At 70.9% G+C, this 20932-nt stretch carries 17 protein-coding genes; 8 read left to right on the forward strand and 9 right to left on the reverse strand.

Annotation, left to right across the window (positions count from 1 at the left end; all coding sequences use genetic code 11):
• The first annotated feature begins 61 nt into the window (after positions 1-61).
• The 4 genes from ACWEOW_RS24055 to ACWEOW_RS24070 all read left to right on the forward strand — a co-directional run bounded on the left by ACWEOW_RS24055 (position 62) and on the right by ACWEOW_RS24070 (position 8079).
• Entirely contained in the window at positions 62-991 is a 930-nt protein-coding gene (locus ACWEOW_RS24055; RefSeq protein WP_452271782.1) for an oxamate carbamoyltransferase subunit AllH family protein, read from the forward strand.
• Positions 984-3995, forward strand: coding sequence for an oxamate carbamoyltransferase subunit AllG family protein (locus tag ACWEOW_RS24060; RefSeq protein WP_452271783.1), 3012 nt, complete (start codon positions 984-986; stop codon positions 3993-3995). The genes ACWEOW_RS24055 and ACWEOW_RS24060 overlap by 8 nt, the downstream gene beginning before the upstream one ends.
• Before the next feature lie 218 nt (positions 3996-4213).
• Positions 4214-6112 (forward strand): ABC transporter transmembrane domain-containing protein, encoded by a 1899-nt coding sequence (locus ACWEOW_RS24065; RefSeq protein ID WP_452271784.1) that lies wholly within the window; start codon positions 4214-4216, stop codon positions 6110-6112.
• Positions 6109-8079: an ABC transporter ATP-binding protein gene (locus ACWEOW_RS24070; RefSeq protein ID WP_452271785.1), complete on the forward strand. Its 1971-nt coding sequence runs from the start codon at positions 6109-6111 to the stop codon at positions 8077-8079. Before ACWEOW_RS24065 ends, ACWEOW_RS24070 begins: the two co-directional genes overlap by 4 nt.
• 346 nt (positions 8080-8425) lie before the next feature.
• Here ACWEOW_RS24070 and ACWEOW_RS24075 read toward each other — a convergent pair whose 3' ends face one another.
• Complete coding sequence (locus ACWEOW_RS24075; protein WP_452271786.1) at positions 8426-9073, reverse strand: DNA-3-methyladenine glycosylase family protein; 648 nt, start codon at positions 9071-9073, stop codon at positions 8426-8428.
• 100 nt (positions 9074-9173) lie between these two features.
• On the opposite strand from ACWEOW_RS24075, the gene ACWEOW_RS24080 reads away from it, so the two are divergent.
• A complete protein-coding gene (locus ACWEOW_RS24080; RefSeq protein ID WP_452271787.1) occupies positions 9174-10439 on the forward strand; it encodes an NAD(P)/FAD-dependent oxidoreductase in 1266 nt (421 codons plus the stop codon).
• A gap of 13 nt (positions 10440-10452) precedes the next feature.
• Here the strand turns inward: ACWEOW_RS24080 and ACWEOW_RS24085 are convergent, their stop codons facing one another.
• Together ACWEOW_RS24085 and ACWEOW_RS24090 are read right to left on the reverse strand one after the other, a co-directional pair.
• A complete protein-coding gene (locus ACWEOW_RS24085) occupies positions 10453-11229 on the reverse strand; it encodes a hypothetical protein (protein WP_452271788.1) in 777 nt (258 codons plus the stop codon).
• Between the two features lie 376 nt (positions 11230-11605).
• Entirely contained in the window at positions 11606-12460 is an 855-nt protein-coding gene (locus tag ACWEOW_RS24090) for a hypothetical protein (RefSeq protein ID WP_452271789.1), read from the reverse strand.
• 284 nt (positions 12461-12744) lie between these two features.
• On the opposite strand from ACWEOW_RS24090, the gene ACWEOW_RS24095 reads away from it, so the two are divergent.
• From ACWEOW_RS24095 to ACWEOW_RS24105, 3 genes are read left to right on the forward strand one after another with little or no spacing between them, the layout of a single operon-like run.
• Positions 12745-13599, forward strand: a complete 855-nt coding sequence (locus ACWEOW_RS24095; RefSeq protein ID WP_452271790.1) for a bifunctional methylenetetrahydrofolate dehydrogenase/methenyltetrahydrofolate cyclohydrolase — start codon at positions 12745-12747, stop codon at positions 13597-13599.
• Positions 13600-13608: 9 nt separating this feature from the next.
• Complete coding sequence (locus ACWEOW_RS24100; protein WP_452271791.1) at positions 13609-13929, forward strand: DUF3017 domain-containing protein; 321 nt, start codon at positions 13609-13611, stop codon at positions 13927-13929.
• Between the two features lie 4 nt (positions 13930-13933).
• Positions 13934-15019, forward strand: coding sequence for a glycosyltransferase (locus ACWEOW_RS24105; protein WP_452271792.1), 1086 nt, complete (start codon positions 13934-13936; stop codon positions 15017-15019).
• 163 nt (positions 15020-15182) lie between these two features.
• On the opposite strand, the gene ACWEOW_RS24110 is transcribed toward ACWEOW_RS24105, so the two are convergent.
• The 6 genes from ACWEOW_RS24110 to rfbB form a co-directional block, all read right to left on the reverse strand.
• Complete coding sequence (locus ACWEOW_RS24110; protein WP_452271793.1) at positions 15183-16172, reverse strand: malate dehydrogenase; 990 nt, start codon at positions 16170-16172, stop codon at positions 15183-15185.
• Between the two features lie 100 nt (positions 16173-16272).
• Positions 16273-17091, reverse strand: a complete 819-nt coding sequence (locus tag ACWEOW_RS24115) for a hypothetical protein (protein WP_452271794.1) — start codon at positions 17089-17091, stop codon at positions 16273-16275.
• On the reverse strand, positions 17088-17747 hold the full coding sequence (locus ACWEOW_RS24120) for a SatD family protein (RefSeq protein WP_452271795.1): 660 nt from the start codon (positions 17745-17747) through the stop codon (positions 17088-17090). Before ACWEOW_RS24120 ends, ACWEOW_RS24115 begins: the two co-directional genes overlap by 4 nt.
• Before the next feature lie 108 nt (positions 17748-17855).
• Positions 17856-18671, reverse strand: coding sequence for an aquaporin Z (gene aqpZ / locus ACWEOW_RS24125; RefSeq protein ID WP_452271796.1), 816 nt, complete (start codon positions 18669-18671; stop codon positions 17856-17858).
• 135 nt (positions 18672-18806) lie between these two features.
• Complete coding sequence (gene rfbD / locus ACWEOW_RS24130; protein WP_452271810.1) at positions 18807-19694, reverse strand: dTDP-4-dehydrorhamnose reductase; 888 nt, start codon at positions 19692-19694, stop codon at positions 18807-18809.
• 92 nt (positions 19695-19786) lie between these two features.
• On the reverse strand, positions 19787-20800 hold the full coding sequence (gene rfbB, locus ACWEOW_RS24135) for a dTDP-glucose 4,6-dehydratase (RefSeq protein ID WP_452271797.1): 1014 nt from the start codon (positions 20798-20800) through the stop codon (positions 19787-19789).
• Between the last annotated feature and the right edge of the window lie 132 nt (positions 20801-20932).

Consider the following 20932-nt stretch of genomic DNA (forward strand, 5'->3'; position numbering starts at 1 on the left):
GTAGCGTCGCGACACGGGCCGTCCAGACCGCGGCGCAGTCCGCGGGGCGAGGAGGTGCGGCATGGGTGACGGGCTCGACGTCACGCTGCTGCCGGCCTCGGTATCGCCGCTCGTCGCCGCCGCGGTCTCGGGCCGGGCGCGCCGGTGCCGGGTGCTGGGCGCCTTCCCGGCGTGTCTCTACCTCGACCTCGGCGCCCACGACCGTGTCCTCGCCGTGCTCGCGGCCGACGCAGTGGCGCTCCCCATCGGGCTGCACCTGACCGCCAGGTCCGAGCAGGTCTCCTGGGGAGTCGAGCCGGGCCACGACGTGGTGGTCGGCGCGGGTCGCGTGCACCTGCCCCGTCTCGACATCGTCGCTGCCCGGATCAGGCGGCCTGAGCGCGTCCGGCCCGCTCCGTGGGCGGCATCCCGGGGCGGACTCGGCACGCTGCTCGCCGCACGTGGCGACGGCGAGCTCACCGGCCACGCGATGCTTGCCGAGCTCGCCCACGAGCTGGCCTCGAACGCGCTCGCTGGGCGTCCGGTGGACCAGCGGGTGCGGGGCCTGGTCGGCGCCGGTCGCGGGCTGACGCCCAGCGGGGACGACGTCCTGTGCGGTGTCCTGCTGACTCTGGCCGCGGTCGACGACGAGCGGGCGAGTCGCGCGCTTGCCGCACTGCGCACCTCGGTGGTGGCGTGCGTCCGGTCGACGACGAGCCTCTCCGCTGCCCTTCTCGTCGCGGCCGCCACTGGGTATGCCGTCCCGGACGTCGTGCGCCTGGTCACCCTCGCCGTCGCCGACGGGTCGACCGACCGGCCTGACGCGCACGAACCGGCTTCCGAGCCTGCAAACCCGGCGAACGCCCTGTCACCCGAGCCGGCCGCGGTGCTCGACCGGGTACTCGCGATCGGCCACTCGTCGGGCAGCGACCTCGTGTCCGGTGTCGCGGGGGCCCTCCGTGCGCTCGACGAGTCCCTCGACCCGACCCACAAAGGAGCCCGACGTGGCTGACCACCTCGAGCGCAGGACCGGCGCGTACTTCGACTCCGTGAGCCTGATGCAGGTGTCCCGCGCGGTCGCCATGGCCGCAGGCGTCGAGGCGGCGCAGGTCGCGATGGCGACCGAGCTCAATCTCGAGCTGATCGCCGCGATGGGCTTCGCCGTGCCGGCCGACGCCGGACCGAACGACCTGCTCATCGCGATCCGGGGGAGTGACGACGGCGTGGCCAACGGTCGGGCGGCGCTCGACGAGGCGCTGGCCTCGATGCGCACCGCGGCCGCGCAGACCGGTGGGCTGGGCGACGCACCCCCGGCCCATACGCTCGGGGGTGCGCTCAGGGCATCCGGCGCCAACGTTGCGCTCGTGTCGGTGCCAGGGGAGTTCGCGGCGACCGAGGCGTTCGACGCTGTCCGCGCGGGCGTGTCGGTCATGGTCTTCTCCGACAACGTGCCCACCGCGGACGAGGTCCGGCTCAAGGACGCCGCGAGTCGGGCCGGGGTCCTCGTCATGGGTCCCGACTGCGGAACGGCTGTCGTCGCGGGTGCCGCCCTGGGCTTCGCGAACGTCGTGCGCCCGGGACCGGTCGGCCTGGTGGCCGCGTCCGGCACGGGGGCCCAGCAGGTGATGTGTCTGCTCGACGCCGCAGGCGTGGGCATCAGCCACTGCCTCGGCGTCGGCGGCCGGGACCTGTCCTCCGCGGTCGGAGGCAGGTCGACCCGGCAGGCGCTCGCCGCGCTTGCTGCGGACCCCGCTACAGAGCGCATCGTTGTTGTCTCGAAACCGCCTGCGGCGGAAGTGCTTTCAGACATCGAGTCGTATGCCGCCGCGCTCGGCAAGCCGGTCAGCTGGGCGACACTCGGGCCGGGTCGTGCGGACCTGACGGCTGCGGTGGAGGGCGTCGTCGGTCGTGCCCAGGCTTGGCCGCAGTGGCGGGGCGCCTCGTCCGACGAGGCCCTGGCCGCCCCGGGGCGGGCGTTGCGGGGGCTCTTCTGCGGGGGCACCCTCGCCGACGAGGCGATGCTCATCGCGGCAGGAGTGCTCGGCGACATCAGGTCCAACACCCCGTTGCGGCCTGATCTTGCGCTCGGTCACGACCTGCTCGACCAGGGCCATGTCGTCATCGACTTCGGAGACGACTCCATGACCCGGGGCCGGGCTCATCCGATGATCGACCCGACGCTGCGCATCGAGCGGATCGGCCGCGAGGCTGCGGACCCCACGTGCGGCGTGCTGCTTCTGGACCTCGTCCTCGGACACGGTGCCCATCCGGACCCCGCTCCCGAGCTGGCCGACGCGATCCGGGCCGCGCGCGAGACCGCCCAGAGTGCCGGGCGCAACCTGCCGGTCGTCGTGTCCGTCACCGGGACCACGGCCGACCCGCAGGGACTGGAGCGGTCGGCGGGTCTGCTCATGGGGGCCGGTGCGACCGTCATGCTGTCGAACGCCGAGGCGACCCGGCATGCCCTGGAGCTCCTCGGTCACACCCCACCTGAGGCATCCGACACGCAACCCGCGAGCGTGGCCGACGGGACGGCATACGACACGGCACACGAAACGGCATACGAAACGGCATACGACGGGACGGCGTCACCCGCGGGTGACTCCCTTCATGACCTTCTCGTCACGGAGCCGACCGTGGCGAGCGCCGGGGTGTCGCTGTTCGCGGAATCCCTTCGCGCGCAGGCGGTCCCAGTCACGGAGGCCGCCTGGCAGCCGCCGATGCCCGGCACGTCCGCGGCTCTCGCGCGGGTGCTCGGAGACGAGCGCCGCGACGCGGCGAACGCGGAGGCGCTTCGGCGGATGCTGGCGGCGGGGGCCGACCTGGTCGATGTCCGGCCGGCCGCTGCCGCTCTCGGGCTCGAGAGCGGCACGTTCCTCCACGCTGGGCCGCCGATCACGTTCGACCGGGCTTCCGGGCCGCTGCGTGGGGCGCTCATCGGGGCGATGCTGTTCGAAGGCCTCGCGGACACCCCGGAGGAGGCGCAGGCGCGCCTCGAGCGCGGGGACGGGATCACCCTCGAGCCGTGCCACCACCGCGACGCGGTCGGGCCGATGGCGGGTGTCATCAGCCCGTCGATGTGGGTCTACGAGCTGCGGGACGAGGTGCACGACAACACCTCGTGGTGCTCGCTCAACGAGGGCCTCGGAAAGGTGCTGCGCTACGGCGCCTACGGGCCGGAGGTCATCGACCGGCTCCGATGGATGAACAGCGTCCTCGGCCCGATCCTCCAGCAGGCGGTTCGGGCGCGCGTCGACCGCTCGGGCGCCATCGACATCAAGGCGATCATCGCCCAGATGCTCCAGATGGGCGACGAGGGCCACAACCGCAACCGCGCCGGCTCGCTCATGCTCCTGCGTGAGCTCCTGCCGACGATGATCACCGCGGACGCCTCGTCCACCGACATCGCCGAGGCGGTGCGGTTCTCGGGTGCCAACGAGCACTTCTTCCTCAACCTCGGTATGCCGGCCTGCAAGCTGAGCACTCTTGCGGCACACGGGATCCCGGGATCCAGCGTGGTCACGACCATGGCTCGCAACGGGACCGACTTCGGCATCCGCGTGTCAGGCACGGGCGACGAGTGGTTCACCGGCCCGGCGAACACACCCGAGGGGCTCTTCCTCGGCTCGTACGGTCCCGAGGACGCCAACCCCGACATCGGCGACTCGGCCATCACCGAGACGGGCGGCATCGGCGGGTTCGCGATGGCGGCTGCGCCGGCGATCGTGCGGTTCGTCGGCGGGGATGTGCCGTTCGCGCTCCGGGCGACCCAGACGATGTACGAGATCACGGTCGGCGAGCACACGGCCTACCAGGTCCCGATCCTCGAGTTCCGCGGCACCCCGACCGGGATCGACGTCGCCGCCGTTGCGCGCACGGGCATCCTGCCTCAGATCAACACCGGTATGGCCGGAAAGGTGGCCGGCACCGGGCAGGTCGGGGCCGGGCTCGTCACGCCGCCGCAGGAGTGCTTCACCCAGGCTCTGGCCACCTTGGCGGGTCTTGTGCCCGCCTGACCGCCTGACGCTCACTCGACCCCGGCCAGGAGTCATCCGGCCCGGTCCCAATCTCGCCTCGATCGGCGCTTCGGTGCACACCAGCACCGGCACCGGGGGACCGGTGTCGCTCGCCTGAAGCGGTGCGGTCGCACTCGCCATGGCAGCCCCCGGCGGGGCTCGTGCACGCCGAAAATCGTTGGGGCGCTGTCGGTGCCGCACCTTAGGGTGGATGGGCCATGCGAGACTTTCCGCCACCCACCGACGCCTACCTCCGACGCGACGCCACCGCGCCCGACACGAGGAACCCGCGGACCTTCCTGTTCTGGATGGTCCGCCAGAACGGCACGCTCTTCGTCGCCGGGCTCGTCGTGGCCTTGATCTGGATGGTCCCGCAGACACTCGGGCCGTGGATGGTCGGCCGTGCCATCGACACCGGCATCGTCGCCGGCGACAGCGCAGCCACGATGCGGTGGATCCTTGCCCTCGCCGCCATCACCGTCGTCGGAGCCTTCAGCGGCATCGTCTACCACACGATCATCGTCCGCGAGTGGCTCATCGCCCTCTACGGCACGACGAAGCTCGTCACCCGCAAGGCCCTCCAGCTCGGACACGTGCTGACGCGGCGGACACCGACGGGCGAGGTGCTGTCGGTCTCCGGCAGCGACGGCGACCAGTTCGGTGCGCTCATGGAGGTCAGCACGCGCGCGTTCTCGCAGCTGGTCGCCTACCTCGTCGTGGCGGGCATCGTGCTGACGACCTCCGTGCGGATGGGGCTGCTGGTCCTCCTGTCCGCGCCGCTGCTCGTCGTGCTCGGTATGCCGCTGCTGCGTCCCATGCAGCGCTGGCAGGGAGTCGAGCGCTCCCGCAACTCCGAGCTCACGTCGATGGCGACCGACATCGTCGCCGGCCTGCGCATCCTGCGCGGCATCGGCGGCGAGGAGACCTTCGGCGGGAACTATGCCACCCAGTCCCAGCGGGTCCGGCAGTCCGGCGTCGCCGCCGGACGCTGGCTCGCCGCAGTCGAGTCGGTCGGCGTCCTGCTGTCGGGCGGTTTCGTCGTTGCGCTCATGTGGGTCGGCACGCGTGAGGTCGCCCTGGACCGCCTCACCGTCGGACAGCTCGTCAGCTTCCTCGGCTACGGACTGTTCCTCATCCAGCCGATGAGAACCTTCGTCGAGTTCGCGCAGAAGTGGACCCGATCCGTCGTGTCCGCGCGCAAGGCGATCGCCGTCCTCGGACAACGGCCCCCGTGGGTCCACCCCGACGAGGCCGCGTCGTGGCCCAGCGACACCGCCATCGTCGACGACGCCTCGGGCGTGACGATCCGTCCGGGCCGCCTGACGATGATCGTGTCCGCTGTGCCGGACGACTCGGCGGCGCTCGCCGACCGGCTGGGTCGTTACCTGCCGAGCGAGGAGGGGACGCTCGTCAGCGACGAGATCCCGGAGGAGCTCAAGGGCCGGGCCGCACGTCGTGAGCGGTCCGCTCGGGCCCAGGCCCGGGAGGTCCAGGCCAGGCGTGATGAGGCGCGCGCCCGGGAGCCCTGGGGCGTCACCGTCGGCGGCATCGACCTGCAGCGGTTCGAGCTCGACGAGGTCCGCAAGCGGGTGCTCGTGAGCGACACCTCGCCTCAGGTCTTCGCCGGCACCCTGCGTGACAATGTCGACCCCCTCGGGCGGCTCACCCGCGAGGAGGCCGAACAGGCTCTGCACACGGCCGCCGCCGAGGATGTCTTCGACGCTCTGCCCGGAGGCTGGCAGGGCGAGCTCGAGGAGCGTGGCCGTGGCCTCTCGGGTGGCCAGCGGCAGCGGCTCGTCCTGACCCGCGCCCTCGCCGCGGACCCAGAGGTGCTCGTCTTGGTCGAGCCCACATCGGCCGTGGACGCGCACACGGAGGCGCGCATCGCCGAACGGATCGGAGACCATCGCTCCGGGCGCACCACGGTGGTCATGACCGCCTCGCCGCTGCTGCTCCACCACGCCGACGAGGTGATCCTGCTCGAGGCCGGCAAGGCCACCGAAGTCGGACGTCACGCCGACCTGCTCGCCGGGTCAGCGGCATACCGATCGGTCGTCGTGCGCGGCGACGACGACGCGTCAGTTCTCGCGCGCCGCGAGACGGAGGAGGTGCGATGACCCAGGTCGACAACACCCTGTCGCCGCTGCCTCCCGATCTCGCAGTCGAGTCCGAGCGCAGCTGGCAGGCAGGCGCGCACGCGCCAGCCGTCCCCGACGAGCTTCGGCCGCCTCGCTCTGCCTCCGTGGCGGAGCGGGTCGCCGCGCTGCACCGTCGCCACCTGCTTCGCGAGCGGCGCGCGCAGGAGTTCGTCGCGGACACGATGAACGCCCGCAAGGGCCTGCCCATCGCCAACAGCCGGCTCGTCGTGCGCTTCGTCGGCGGCATGCTCGCCGGCCGCAAAGGCCTGGTCGCTGCGGTCGTCCTCGCCAACGCGCTTGCGGCGACCGCCGGCCTCCTGGTCCCGCGGCTGCTCGGCAACCTCGTGGACAGCACGGTCAACGACGTGCAGGCGGGCAAGGTCGACGCTGCCCTCGCCGGGGCCAACGCCGCGGCGATCGTCGTGGCCGGTCTCGTCCTGATCCAGTCACTCGTCGTGTTCGTCGCCAAGCTGTGCTCGACCCTGCTGGGGCAGGGCGTTCTCGCCGAGGCACGCGAGTACGTCGTGCGGGCGATCCTGCGCCTGCCGCTGTCCCGCGTCGAGAGTGCGAGCTCCGGCGACCTCGTCACCCGCGTGACCCGTGACGTCGGGACGATGAGCGAGTCGGTCCGCTGGGCGCTGCCGGAGTCGATCTTCGCGGCCATCACCGTCGTGCTGACGCTCGTTGCGATGGTCAGCAACTCGCTCTGGCTCTCGATCCCGTCGATCGTGCTGATGTCGCTGTCGCTCATCCAGATCCGTCGCTACCTGACGCGCGCGCCGAAGGGATACCTCACCGAGGGCGGCACGTACTCCCGCATCAACACGACGCTGACCGAGACGGTCGAGGGCGCTCGCACCGTGGAGGCGCTCGGGCTCACCGGTCACCGCCTGGAGCGCGGCGACGACGACATCGAGGTGTCCGGCCAGGCCGAGCGCTACACCATGACCTTGCGCAACCTGCTGTTCGCCGTCATGGACGTCGCGTTCAGCCTGCCGCGCGTGCTCGTGCTGCTCGTCGGCGCCATCGGCTACGCCCAGGGCTGGGCAACGCTCGGGCAGATCACGACGGCCATCCTCTACACGGAGGCGCTGTGGGGTCCGTTCGACATGCTCGTCCACACCGTCGACCGCGTGCAGGTCGGAATCGCGTCGACGACCCGCCTGCTCGGCATCGCCACGGTGCCGGCCGACCGGGAGGCCGGCGCGGGACGACCTGCTGGTGCCGAGCTCGTCGGCCGGGACCTGCGCTACGCGTACCGCGCAGACCACGACGTCCTGCACGGCATCGACCTCGACCTGCGCACCGGCGAACGGCTGGCGATCGTGGGCCCGAGCGGCTCCGGCAAGTCGACGCTCGGCCGGCTGCTCGCCGGCATCCACGGGCCGCGCACCGGCACGGTCCAGGTCGGCGGCGTCGAGCTGACGAGCCTGCCGCTCGACGTGCTGCGCACCGAGGTCGCCCTCGTCACGCAGGAGCACCACGTGTTCATCGGCTCGGTGCGTGACAACGTCGTGCTCGCGCGCGAGGGGTCGACGGACGACGAGGTGTGGCAGGCCCTGCGTGCCGTCGACGCGATCGACTGGGTCGAGCGCCTCCCGGAGGGCATCGACACGAAGCTCGGATCGGGCCACCAGGCCCTGACTCCGGGACGCGCGCAGCAGGTCGCTCTGGCGCGGCTCATCCTGGCCGACCCGCACACGATCGTGCTCGACGAGGCGACCTCGCTCATCGACCCCCGCACCGCGCGCCACCTCGAGGGTTCGATGAACGCCCTGCTCACGGGCCGCACCGTGGTCGCGATCGCGCACCGGCTGCACACGGCGCACGACGCCGATCGCATCGCCGTCGTCATCGACGGTCGCGTGGCCGAGCTCGGCAGTCACCAGGAGCTCGTCGAGCGCGATGGGGAGTATGCCGCCCTCTGGCGTGCCTGGACCTCCTGACCCCCCGCCCCACCCGCCTCAAGACCCCCCGTCGAGTGGGCGCTCCGTCCCACCTGCCCCAAGACCCCCGGTCGAGTGGGCGCCCCGCCCCGCCCGCCCCACGACTCCCGGTCGAGTGGGCGCCCCGCCCCACCCGCCCCAAGACCCCCCGTCGAGTGGGCGCTCCGCCCCACCGGTCACGTGTCCCGTCTGTGACCCACGTGACCCATGTGTCTGGAGTGACGGGGCGCTCACTCGACTGGGTGGACGGGCCATGCTTCGACGGGGCTCCTGCGACGGGAGTGACGGGCGGGTGGGACGGAGCGCCCACTCGACGGGGTGGGGCAGGTCGGGGCCGGCGACTGGCTCAGGAGCCGAGCAGGGCGGACGGGGTCTCGGCACGACCACGGCGGGCCAGGTACCCGTGCCACAGCAGCCGGGCAGCGGTGGACCGCAACGGCCGCCACCGGTCGCCGAGGACCTCCAGCTGCGTGCGATCGGGGACTGTGCCCAGACCCAGGGCCTCGGCGGTCGCGACCTGAAGCGCACGGTCACCCACCGGCCACAGATCGGGCCGTCCGAGGCACGCCAGCAGGTACACGTCGGCGGTCCACGGTCCGATGCCAGGCAGAGCAAGCAGGTCACGCCGAGCTTCGCTGTCGGTGACATGGTCGAGGGAGTCAAGGGCGAGGTCACCGCTCGTCACAGCGGTCGCGAGCGCCCGCAGGTATCGGTCCTTCTGTCGCGAGACACCGTCGATTCGCAGCTGCTCGGGGGTGGTGGTGAGCAGCCGGTCGGGCTCCATCGTGCCGATGCGCGCGAGGACACGGGTGTATGCCGCAGCCGCTGACGCGAGGCTGACCTGCTGTTCGAGGATGAGCAGGACGAGACTTGGGAAGCCGGCAGGCCGCGACCACAGGGCCGGCCGGCCGTGGTCGGCGATGAGACGGGCCAGGTCCGCGTCGCGCGACGTCAGCTCGTCGACCGCCTCAGCGAACGTCTGCTCGTCCAGCACGACCCGAGTCTGGCATCACCTGGCGACACTGCCGACAAAGGGAGGGTACCCACCGAGGCGCCTCTCGACGGGGAACACCGGCCGTGTGAGAGTGTGGCCCATGACTACGGAGGCGAGCAGCACAGGAGACCGGGCGGCATACGTCATCGTCGGGGGCGGGCTCGCTGCCGCCAAGGCAGTGGAGGGGATTCGCGAGAGCGACCCCAGCGGCTCGATCGTTCTGGTCACCAAGGAGGATCGGCTGCCCTACGAGCTGCCCCCGTTGAGCAAGGGCGCGCTCAAGGGGGACGACCCGTACGACTCCGCGTTCACGCATGACGCTCAGTGGTACGCCGACAACGACGTACGGCTGTTGCTCGGCAACCCCGCAGCAGGCATCGACCCGGAAGCCCACACGGTCACCCTCGCCGACGGCCAGGTCGTCGGCTACGACCGGCTGCTGCTGGCGACGGGTTCGACGGCTCGACGGCTGGACGTGCCGGGCGCGGACCTCGAGGGCGTCCTCTACCTCCGCGGGATGGAGGAGTCGCAGACCTTGCAGAAGCGGCTCACGAAGGACTCCCGGATCGTCATCATCGGAGCCGGGTGGATCGGCCTCGAGGTGGCATCAGCCGCGAGCCAGGCCGGCGCGCGCGTCGTCGTCATCGAGCCGCAGCGGGCGCCGCTGTTCGCGGTGATGGGCCAGCAGGTCGGCGAGTGGTTCGCGGACTTCCACCGTCGTCACGGTGTCGAGTTCCGCTTCGGTGAGGGTGTCGAGCGGATCGAGGGTGACGGGTCCGTCACCGGCGTGGTCACGAGGTCCGGCGACACGATCCCGGCGGACGCGGTGGTCGTCGGCGTCGGCATCACCCCCAACACGTCGCTCGCCGTGGACGCGGGCATCACTGTCGACAACGGGATCCTGACGGACAGCGCCCTGCGCACGTCGGCCGACGGAGTCTGGGCGGCAGGCGATGTCGCGAACTGGCGCAGCACCACGCTCGACACCAACGTCCGCGTCGAGCACTGGGCCAACGCGCTCGACGGCGGGCTGGCCGCGGGGCGGTCGATGGCGGGGCAGGACGTAACGTACGACCCGATCCCGTTCTTCTTCTCCGACCAGTACGACGCGGGACTGGAGTATGCCGGCCACGTCCCTCGGGACGCAGGCGCGGAAGTCGTGCTGCGGGGTGACCCGTCGAGCGACGAGTTCATGGCCTTCTGGGTCGTCCCGGACGGAGCAGGCGTCCGGGTGCTCGCGGGCATGCACGTCAACATCTGGGACACGATCGACGCTGTCCAGGAACTCGTGCGCAACCGGGTCGTCGTCGACCGTGACCGCCTCACCGACCCGAACGTCCCGCTCGACCAGCTCGCCAAGCGCTGAGCAGGACCGGCACTCATTTGCTGCAGGTCGGCAGGGGCGGGAGCTTCGAGGTGTCGAGATGGAAGCTCGCTCCGGCCCCCTTGGGGAGCCCGATCTGCAGGAATGTGCCCCACACTTCGGCGCCACCCGCCTGCTTGGTCATGGGCGCATACGATCCGGAGCGCAGGTCGGCGGTGTACGTCCGGTCCTCGACCCAGGAGACGGTGTCCCCGCTTACCTTGGGCCAGGTGACTGGGTCACCCACACCTATGTGGCGGATGAGCCGGGGGGCCGGCCATCCGGCACGCCAGGCCATGAGCCGGGTGCGGTCCTTGGTCGCCCAGGCGTAGGTGCGCCCGTCGGTCGACATCTCCTGCGGGTCTCGCAGCTCGGCCAGCGGCTTGGGTAGGGCTGCCGGCTTCAGCGTCGTCCGGTCCACCGCGACGAGTTGCGTCGGGGCGTCTGGGGCGAAGGCCTCGGGCCAAACGAGCAGATCCCCTGCGAAGAACGGGGCCCCTTCGTGGCCGACATGGGCGACCCGGGTCTTGCCTGTGGTGGCGTCGTGCAGGCGGACCTCGCGGCGCCCGTCCTTGAGCGGGTGCAGCCAGGCCAGGCGCGAATCGTCGGTGGTGACGAGCAGGAATGGCGCGTTGGGGACCTCGCCGTCGCTCTCGTCGAGCTTGACCGGCCTCCTACGTTTCGTGGAGTCCCAGAGGAACAGCTCCCAGTCGCCCCAGTTCTGATCGGAGCGCAAGTTCTCGTATGCGACGTCGTGGCCGACGGGCCAAGCCATGGCAAGGCCGTCGGGCATGGAGGCAATATGTGAGCGCTTCCCGCGGGCCGCCACCCAGGTTAGGTCGGGTCGGGCCCAGCGGGCGGAGCCAGACGCGGACATTGTCACGACCATCCACGGTTCAGGGATCTTCGCCGCCTTCCATGCGGCAGGCATTGACGTGCGGCAGACGGGCTTGTCATCCGCGATCGGCTCACCGTCCGGGCCGATGGTCGGGACGGTGGAAGGCGGGCTCGGGGTTCGATGGTCGATGGGTTGGTGCGTCGTGAATGGGGTCGCGTGGGTGGGGTCTGAGAGTGGGCGAGCGGTGCCCGTGCAGGCACCGACCGCGAGCGTGACCATGATGGCGGCAGCCAGGCGCCCGAGGCGTGCGTCGGTCATGGAATCCAGCCAGTCACCAGTGGTATCCGCGGCCACCCATGATGGTGACGATCGTGGACGTGCCCAGGTATGAGTACGCCGGGACGGTCGACCACACGGTGGTGGCCGAGTCCTCGTAGTGCGTCGTGGACCCGTCGTTGCTGTATCCGCGGATGTCGAAGTAGTGGTAGATGGTCCGGTCGGAGAACTTGGGGTGACCCGTCAGGCGCAGCCCGCCGGGCACCTCCATCGCGACACCCGCGAGGCCAGCGGTCTTGTTGATGTCCTCCTTGAGGTGACTCCTGAAGTTCGCGACGTCGGTGCTGGAGGGGGTGAACGGCAGGTCGACGCGGTCGTAGAGGAAGCCGCCCGCCCACTGGTTCAGCTCTCGGTTCATGGCGTCCTTGGTCGTGCCGCTGGTCGTCGTCCCGAGCTGGCTGGCCGCCCAGGACTGCGAGCCGGTCGTCGCACCGGGGTGCTGCCCCAGGGTCTCGACGAGAGTTGCCGGCCCGCACCAGTAGTCCCTCTGCTGACCCTGCTGGTTGGCCTTCACGTACGCCGACGACGGGTAGCCGCCTGGGTCCGGAGGGAGGCTGAGGGGGCTGGCGCCCAGGGCTGCCTTGATGCTTTCCGGCTTGCGCAGCTCGTTCTTCCGCTGGCCCTTCGGGACCCAGCCGTCCGTCCCCGGCCGGTCGGACTCGTACTTGAGCCTGCCCAGCGCATCCATCGCCGATGGGTCGTCGACAACCGGGATATCCACCTCAGTTACCCCTGGCACGTCCGTCTTGCTCGCACCAGTGCCTGAGTTGCCCTCAGCTAGGGCCGATCCGACCCCGAGGGCGCCGGATGCGACGAACGCCGCCAGCAGGACCGATGCCGACCGCTTCATTGAACACTTCACATGCCCTCCAATGGGTGATGGACCCCTGTCGCCGATCTCGATGACCGGCCGGGCGAGGACGTCGGCGCCAGTCGGCACCGCTGCCCTCATCCGGTGAGACGCTCCAAGGCTCGCTTAGTGTCGTTGAAGCCGTATAAAATGTCGGCGAAGCCGTAGTAGCAGTCAGGTCCGCGATCTTCAGACCCGGTGTTCCAGGCAGCAAAGCCGGAGGCGGTCGCGACGTCCTCAGTCGGGGTCGGGACGGCATACCCCTGCGTGGCAGGATGTTCCCCGTGACGGCACAGATCCTCGACGGCAAGGCCACCCTCAAGGCGATCAAGGTCGAGCTGACCGAGCGCGTGGCGCGGCTGCGCGCCCAGGGCATCGTGCCGGGCCTCGGCACCGTGCTCGTCGGCGACGACCCCGGCAGCCACTGGTACGTCAACGCAAAGCACCGCGACTGCGCCGAGATCGGGATCACCAGCATCCGCCGCGACCTGCCCGCCACAGCCACCCAGGCAGAGGTAGAGGCGGTCATCGACGAGCTCAACGCCGACCCCACCTGCACCGGCTTCCTCGTGCAGCAGCCGACGGGCCTCGACGAGATGGCCCTGCTCTCCCGGGTGTCGCCGGAGAAGGATGTGGACGGGCTGCATCCGATGAACCTCGGCTGGCTCGTGCTCGGCAAGCACGCGCCCCTGCCGTGCACCCCGATGGGCTGCATCGAGCTCCTGCGGCGCTACGAGGTCCCGATCGCCGGAGCGAAGGTCGTCGTCATCGGCCGTGGTCTCACGGTGGGTCGACCGCTCGGGCTCATCCTCACCCGCAAGTCCGAGAACGCCACCGTCACGCTCTGCCACACGGGCACGAAGGACCTCGCCGCCGAGGTGCGCCAGGCTGACATCGTCATCGCGGCCGCCGGCCGCCACAACATCGTCACCAAGGACATGGTCAAGCCCGGCGCCGCTGTGCTCGACGTCGGCGTGAGCCGCGTCGACGGCAAGATCGCCGGTGACGTCGCCCTCGACGTCGCCGAGGTCGCGGGCTGGGTCAGCCCCAACCCCGGTGGCGTCGGTCCGATGACGCGTGCCCTGCTCCTCACGAACATCGTCGAAGCGGCCGAGGCCCTGGCCGCCATCGACGCCTGAGCGTCCTCGATGCAGTGGCGGGGTAGCGGCTTCGTCGTCCTCGGCTGGTGGTACCTCGTCGCGGGCGTCGCCGCGGTCGGGGTCTTCGTCATGGCCTTCGCGGATGTGCGATGGGGCGGGCGGATCATGGCGGCGGCCTTCGGCGTCGGCGCGGTCATCCGGCTCATCGCGCGGCCCTCCCGCAAGGCAGGCGGCCTCAACGTGCGCTCGCGCAGCCTCGACGTCATCATCCTGCTGGCTCTCGGCATCGGGGTCCTCATCGCCTCGGCGACCGTCAACGTCAACGCGGACGTCCCGAGCCGCACAACCAGCCACGTCAGCACCGGCTGAGCCGATGACCCAGCCCGCCGCGTCGTCCGAGCCCTCGTCTTCCGAGCCCTCGTCTTCCGAACGGCTGTATGCCGGGTCGCCGTCGTCGGTGCCCGAGGTGGCCTCCGCAGCTGAGTCGCGCGCAGCGTCAGTGGCTCTACCGACACCGGGAGCGCCCGGCCAGTTCGACCATGTCCTGCTCACGCGCTTCAGTGCCGTGCTGACATCGGTGCCTGCTCAGCCGGAGTGGCTCCGGTATCGGCTCGGGTTCTTCGTCGACGCCTGCTGGTCGTCCGTCCGGGCCCAGCAGGGCGCCGACTTCACGTGGCTCGTGCTCTTCGACGACCGGTGTCCCGACGACTTCCGTGAGGACATCGAGGCGCTCGCGGTCGACACCTTCACGCCTGTGTGGACGCACCAACCGTGGTCGGCGTCGGTCTTCGGCCAGGCGATCGCAGCCGCCGCGCCGGACGACCCGGACCTCGGCTCGGGCGACCGGCCCGCGCCGTGGCTGCTGACGACGCGGCTCGACAGCGACGACGCCATCGCCCGCGACTTCATGGCCGCGGTACAGCGCGAGTTCACGCCGACCGACGGGCTGTTCGTCGACTTCCCGCGCGGCGTCCAGATCGACCGCACCGGCTCGACCTACCTCTACGACCAGCTCTCCAGCCCGTTCCTCACGCTCATCGAGCGACGGCACCCGAGAGCCACGCCGCGGACCGTCTACTCCGCGCGGCATGCCCGCGCCCGCCAGTCGGGACCCCTGCGCGAGGTGAGCGCCCCGCCGATGTGGGTTCAGGTGATCCATGGGACCAACCTGCTCAACATGACTGTCGGCTCGCGCATCTCCCCGCGGGTCGTCAACGAGCGGTTCGATCTCGAGCTGGTCTACCGCCGCGATGTGTCCCCACCGACTCTCTTGCGGGAGAAGGTAGTTCACCGCGTCCGGCTGCTGCGTCTGTGGTGGCGGCACCCCGGCGAGGTGACCAAGTGGGCCGAGGCGAAGTACTGGCGGCTGCGCGGCACGCACGTCCGCCCGCAGGGGAGCACCCTCAGCCTCACCGAGGCGCTCAAGGCACGCGCCGCCCGGCTCGGCTGGCGCCGCTGACGCCGCCCCGCAGGCCGCTGACGCCCGGCCCCGGTCCAACGGCAACACACCGAGTAGTCGCAAACCCTGACGGTTATTACCGTCGAATCTTGCGACTGCTCGGTGTGTTGCGGGGTGAAGCGGCGGGTCAGATGAAGGCCGCGGGTCAGATGAAGGCCGCGGGTCAGATCAGGCCGAGGGCCTTGACGGCGTCACGCTCCTCGGCGAGCTCCTGCACCGAGGCGTCGATCTTTCCCCGGGAGAACTCGTCGATGTCGAGGCCCTGGACGATGCTCCACCGGCCGCCGCTGACGGTCACGGGGAACGAGGAGATGAGGCCCTCCTGCACGCCATACGAACCATCCGAGCGGACGGCCATCGAGACCCAGTCACCCTCCGCGGTGCCCTCGACCCACGTGCGGGCGTGGTCGATCGTCGCCGAGGCGGCGGAGGCAGCGGAGGATGCGCCACGGGCCTCGATGATCGCGGCGCCGCGCTTGGCGACGGTCGGGATGAACGTGTTGGCGAGCCAGTCCTGGTCGCCGACGGCGTCGGCGGCGTTCTTGCCGGCGACCTCGGCGTGGAACAGGTCGGGGTACTGGGTGGCGGAGTGGTTGCCCCAGATCGTCATCTTGCGGATGTCGGTGACGGGCACGCCGAGCTTCGCCGCGAGCTGGCTGATCGCGCGGTTGTGGTCGAGGCGGGTCAGTGCCGAGAACCGCTCGGTGGGGATGTCGGGGGCGTTGGACATCGCGATGAGGGCGTTGGTGTTGGCGGGGTTGCCCGTCACCGTGACGTGGATGTCGTCGGCCGCGACCTCGTTGAGGGCCTTGCCCTGCGGGGCGAAGATGCCGCCGTTGGCTTCGAGCAGGTCACCGCGCTCCATGCCCGGTCCGCGCGGGCGGGCACCGACGAGCAGAGCGTGGTTGACGCCGTCGAAGACCTTCGTGGCGTCGTCGCCGATCTCGACCTTGGCGAGGGTCGGGAACGCGCAGTCGTCGAGCTCCATGACGACGCCCTCGAGCGACTTGAGCGCGGGGGTGATCTCCAGGAGGCGCAGCTCGACCGGCGTGTCGGGCCCGAGCAGCGCGCCGCTCGCGATGCGGAACAGGAGGCTGTAGCCGATCTGGCCGGCGGCGCCGGTGACGGCGACCTTGACGGGGGTTGTGCTCACGAGGATGGCCCTTCACATCGGTGTGGTGCTGGACGCTCCGACGCTATCAGTGCCCCAGCACGCTCCCGGATGCCCACGGGGCCGGGGGATGAGCGCTTGGTCACACCAGGCCGAGCGAGGCCAGGGCGACCAGCCAGCTGACGAAGCTGCCGACGAGGAAGTACTCAGTGACGTCGTCGATGCCGACCGGTCCGCCCGGGAAGCTCGCTGTCCCTGCGGCATTCGGCCCCGACCCCCGCGCGGCGGCCTGGATCTCGGGGAAGCGAAGCAGCCCCTTGGCCGCGATGACGAGTCCCGCGGCGCCGAGCTCACCGGCGACCCCGAGGCCGAGGATGACGAGCCGCTCCATCGGCCCGAGGAGCCGACCGCCCTTGAGCCGGTCCGCCGGCTGGGTCGGCGGGGAGGAGGGCGTGCGCTGGGCGGCCGTGAGCGCCTCGGGTCGCAGGGCGCCGATCGCGAGCAGGACGAGACGGACGATGACGTTGGCGGTCGCGAGGTTGAACATGACGAGTCCGGCGAGCAGCAGGACGCGCGCGGCGGACGGTGTCGTGGGCGGTGTGGTGGGCGCAGGCAGGTCAGCCCACGCGAGCCAGGTCGCGAGCGGACCGCCCGGCGGTGTCGCCGCCCCGGAGAACGCGATGAGCCCGGCCACGACGACTCCGAACGTGGCGAGGGGCGCGAGTGCGCGCCGGCCCGTGAGCTGGGTGTCCCTCGACAGCTCGAGCCACAGTGCGCAGCCGCCCGCAGCGAGGACGAGCGCGAGCGCGTCAGCCCAGCCCACGACCCCGGCGAGAACTGCGACCAGGGCCATCGTGACGGGCGTGGCCACGTGGGCGACGACTCGCCCCGGCGGCCAGGACGAGGCGCGCACCAGGTCGCCGACACCAAGGCCGACGAGCACGATGGACAGCCAGGTCACGGCAGCCTGCCGAGCGTGGCCATGGCATCGAGGGCGACCCCGATGCCATCCCGTCGCACCCGCTGCGACACCGCCGACGGGCTGACCCCTTCGCGGGCGGCGATGTCGTGCTGGCTGTGGCCCTGCATGAGTCCTCCGAGGATGGTGCGTGAGGTGGTCGTCAACGAGCCAACCAGGTAGTCCAGACAGTCGAGTGCGGCTTGCACCGCGTCGGACATGCCCGGCGGGTCGACCGCCGAGACGTATGCCGTCCGTGACGTGCGCGTCTGTGCCCGCAGGGCGCGCTCCTCCGCGGTGACCACCGCGTCGCGGGCCGCCCAGTAGGCGGGCCCGTCGTGGATGCCGCGGACCGGGTCGAGGGTTGTCACGGCGCCGCGGCCCAGCCCGAAGCGGACGTCTGCACCGGGGTGGAGCAGGGCCCTGATGTGGAAGCTCGCGGTAAGGGCGTCGCCCAGCGTCCGGTAGACGCCCTGGAACTCGTCGCCGACCGTCACCACGGGCGGGTCCAGGGCCGGCACGGTGGCCTGGGCCCGCTGCAGGGCCGCCTCGAGCTCGTCGTGCAGAGCCTGCCGGTCCGGCCGGGAGCGCGACTCGACGAGATCGCCGATCAACGCGACCGGGTCAACAGGTGAAGCCTGAGCCTTCACTGTCGCCATATGAAGATCATAACTTCATTTATGGCACATGTAGCTCAGGGCTTCACGAGGATCGTCCGACGAACGAGACACTTTGAGTCGGTGCACGTCAGCGCGAGTCAGCGCGAGTCAGCTGTCCAGGACCGGGTGCCCCTGGTCGTCGAGCTCGGCGTTCTCGACCGAGTCGGTCGACCCGCTGATGTCCATGTCGTCGCGCCGCTCGCCGGTGATCCACGCGTAGGTCGCGCCGGCGATGAGGCCGCCGACGATCGGCGCCACCCAGAAGGCCCAGAGCTGCCCGACCGCGCCCTCGCCGTTGAAGAACGCCACCGCGGTCGAGCGGGCCGGGTTGATCGAGGCGTTGCTGATCGGGATCGCGACGAGGTGGGCGAGCAGCAGACCGAAGCCGATCGCAAGGGGGGCGAAGCCCTGTGGAGCGTCGTCCTTGGTCGCTCCGAGGATGATGTAGACGAAGAACGCGGTGACGAGGGCCTCGACGACGAGCACGGCGCCGAGGCCGAACCCGCCCGGTGAGTGCACGCCGTACCCGTTGGCCGCCATGTTTCCCGCGGTGGCAAGGCCCTGCGAGGACAGCAGCCCGGCCAGCGCACCCCCGGCGAGGAGTCCGCCGACGACCTGAGCCGCGAGGTAGGGCAGCACCTCGCGCCACTCGAACCGCCTGGCCACCGCGACGCCGATGGTGACAGCGGGGTTGAAGTGGGCCCCCGAGACGTGCCCGACGGCATACGCCATCGTCGTCACCGCCAGCCCGAAGGCGATCGCGACCCCGAGGTGCCCGATGCCGAGCTGCACCGGTGCAGGGTCGGACAGCGAGCGCACGACGAACTTGGCGTCGAAGATGGCCGCGCCGCAGCCGATGAAGACGAGCCAGAACGTGCCGAGCGCTTCTACGGCGAGCCGCTTGCTCAACCTGGGCGTGTACATCGGGATCCCCTCCGAGACGGACGACTGCTGCTGGCAAAGCGGGCAAGCCCCGTGGTCGGCAGCGTAGTGGAGCCGTGCGCGCGCACCCAGGACTTCACGGATCGGCGTGGCCGCGCCGTTCGCGGCGTCTGGACCTCAGCGCCCCGACAGGTATGCCGTGAGGCCCGCGCGCCAGTCGCCGACCGGCTCGATCCCCGCCGCCACCAGTGTGTCGTGGGAGAGCACGCTGTATGCCGGCCGGTGAGCGGGCCGGGGGAAGGCGTGCGTCGTCGTGGGCAGCACCCGCTCCGGGTCGAGCCCGGCGCCTGCGAAGACCGCGCGTGCGAACCCGTGCCAGCTCGTCTCGCCCGATGCCGTGCCGTGGTAGATGCCAGGTGGAGCCTCAGACGCGAGCAGGCGCGTGACGAGGGACGCGAGCTCGACGGTCGAGGTGGGCTGACCGCGCTGGTCGTCGACGACGGAGACCGTCTCGCGCTGGGCGGCGAGGCGCAGCATGGTCTCGACGAAGTTCGGACCGCCGCTGCCGTACAGCCACGCGGTGCGCACGAGCCAGGTGTCGGCACAGAGAGCTCGTGCCGCCCACTCGCCGGCAGCCTTGGTGCGGCCGTACGCCGAGGCAGGGGCGAGCGGCTGGTCGGCGGCATACGGCGCAGTGGCGGTGCCGTCGAAGACATAGTCGGTCGAGATGTGCACCAGCCGGGCGCCGGCTCGGGTCGCTGCTCCCGCGAGGTTGGCCACTCCGGTGGCGTTGACCGAGAACGCCTGTGCCTCATGGGTCTCTGCCTCGTCGACCTTGGTCCACGCGGCGGTGTTGACGACGACGTCGTGGCCCGCGACCCCGGCCACGCACTCTGCGGCGTCTGTCACGTCGAGGTCGGCGCGGCCGAGCGCTGTCACGACATGGCCGGCGGTGCGCAGTGCCGGCACCAGGTCGCGCGCGAGCATGCCGCCTGCGCCCGTGACCAGGACGCGAAGGGAGACCCCTGCCGCGCCGCCCGCCGCCTCACCCCGCGCCTCGGTCACCGTGCCCGTCACCTTCTCGCTCGCCGTCTGGCTCCCCGTCTGGCTCCCCGTCTCGTTCACGGTGTCGTTCACGGTGTCGTTCACGGTGTCGCTCACCGTCCGAGCCGGGCGTAGGTCCGCTCGGCCTCGACCTTCGCGGCGGACCACCACGCCGGGTTGGCGGTGTACCACTCGACGGTGTCGGCAAGACCGGCGCGGATGTCGCCGTAGCGTGGGCGCCAGTCGGTCTCGAGGCGGAGCTTGGTTGCGTCGATCGCGTAGCGGAGGTCGTGGCCGGGACGGTCGTCGACGTGCTCGAACCAGTCGGCGGGATGGCCCATGAGGTCGAGCAGCATGGCCACGATCTCGAGGTTGTTCCGCTCGCCGTCGGCCCCGATGAGGTACGTCTCGCCGAGGCGCCCCTGCTCGAGGATCGCCACGACGGCATCGTTGTGGTCATCGACGTGGATCCAGTCGCGCACGTTGAGCCCCGACCCGTACACCTTCGGCTGGACGCCCTGCAGGATGTTGGTGATCTGGCGCGGGATGAACTTCTCGACGTGCTGGCGGGGGCCGTAGTTGTTCGAGCAGTTGGACACCGTCGCCTTGATGCCGAAGGACCGGATCCAGGCCCGGACGAGCAGGTCCGCGCCGGCCTTCGTGGCCGAGTAGGGGCTCGACGGGTTGACCGGGGTCCGCTCGGTGAACCGCTCGTGGTCATCGAGCTTGAGGTCGCCGTAGACCTCGTCGGTGGAGATGTGGTGCAGCCGCTTGTCGTGGCGTCGGATCGCTTCGAGCAGTGTGAACGTGCCGACGACGTTGGACTCCACGAACGGCCACGGCGAGTCGAGACTGTTGTCGTTGTGCGACTCGGCCGCGAAGTGGACGACGACGTCGTGGTCAGCCACGAGTCCGTCCACGAGCCGGGCGTCTGCGACCGAGCCCTTGATGAGCTCGACGGACCCGTCCCCGCCGAGGTTCGCAAGGACCGGTGCCAGCGAGAGGCGGTTCGCGGCATACGTCATGGAGTCGAGGACGGTGAGCGTCCAGCCGGGCCGGGTGCTGCGCGTGCGCAGCACGAAGTTCGACCCGATGAAGCCGGCACCGCCGGTGACAAGGACCCGCATGGGGTGAAGGGTAGTGGCGTCCCAGCGGCCCGGCAGCGACCTGGCTCAAGCGGCCCCGCACGCGACGACGGCCCCGACGCCGGCCCCCGACGCCGGCATCCTGTCTCCGCCTGCCGTTCGCGTACGAAGCCC

Source organism: Monashia sp. NPDC004114 (assembly GCF_053603855.1).

What these genes read in the sequence shown, in the direction of transcription:
- rfbB (WP_452271797.1), bottom strand. Translation starts at nt 20,800, where the DNA reads ATGCGGGTCCTTGTCACCGGCGGTGCCGGCTTCATCGGGTCGAACTTC.
- ACWEOW_RS24105 (WP_452271792.1), top strand. Translation starts at nt 13,934, where the DNA reads ATGACCCAGCCCGCCGCGTCGTCCGAGCCCTCGTCTTCCGAGCCCTCG.
- ACWEOW_RS24080 (WP_452271787.1), top strand. Translation starts at nt 9,174, where the DNA reads ATGACTACGGAGGCGAGCAGCACAGGAGACCGGGCGGCATACGTCATC.
- ACWEOW_RS24065 (WP_452271784.1), top strand. Translation starts at nt 4,214, where the DNA reads ATGCGAGACTTTCCGCCACCCACCGACGCCTACCTCCGACGCGACGCC.
- ACWEOW_RS24085 (WP_452271788.1), bottom strand. Translation starts at nt 11,229, where the DNA reads ATGCCCGACGGCCTTGCCATGGCTTGGCCCGTCGGCCACGACGTCGCA.
- ACWEOW_RS24070 (WP_452271785.1), top strand. Translation starts at nt 6,109, where the DNA reads ATGACCCAGGTCGACAACACCCTGTCGCCGCTGCCTCCCGATCTCGCA.
- ACWEOW_RS24120 (WP_452271795.1), bottom strand. Translation starts at nt 17,747, where the DNA reads ATGGCGACAGTGAAGGCTCAGGCTTCACCTGTTGACCCGGTCGCGTTG.
- aqpZ (WP_452271796.1), bottom strand. Translation starts at nt 18,671, where the DNA reads ATGTACACGCCCAGGTTGAGCAAGCGGCTCGCCGTAGAAGCGCTCGGC.
- ACWEOW_RS24090 (WP_452271789.1), bottom strand. Translation starts at nt 12,460, where the DNA reads ATGAAGCGGTCGGCATCGGTCCTGCTGGCGGCGTTCGTCGCATCCGGC.
- ACWEOW_RS24100 (WP_452271791.1), top strand. Translation starts at nt 13,609, where the DNA reads ATGCAGTGGCGGGGTAGCGGCTTCGTCGTCCTCGGCTGGTGGTACCTC.
- ACWEOW_RS24055 (WP_452271782.1), top strand. Translation starts at nt 62, where the DNA reads ATGGGTGACGGGCTCGACGTCACGCTGCTGCCGGCCTCGGTATCGCCG.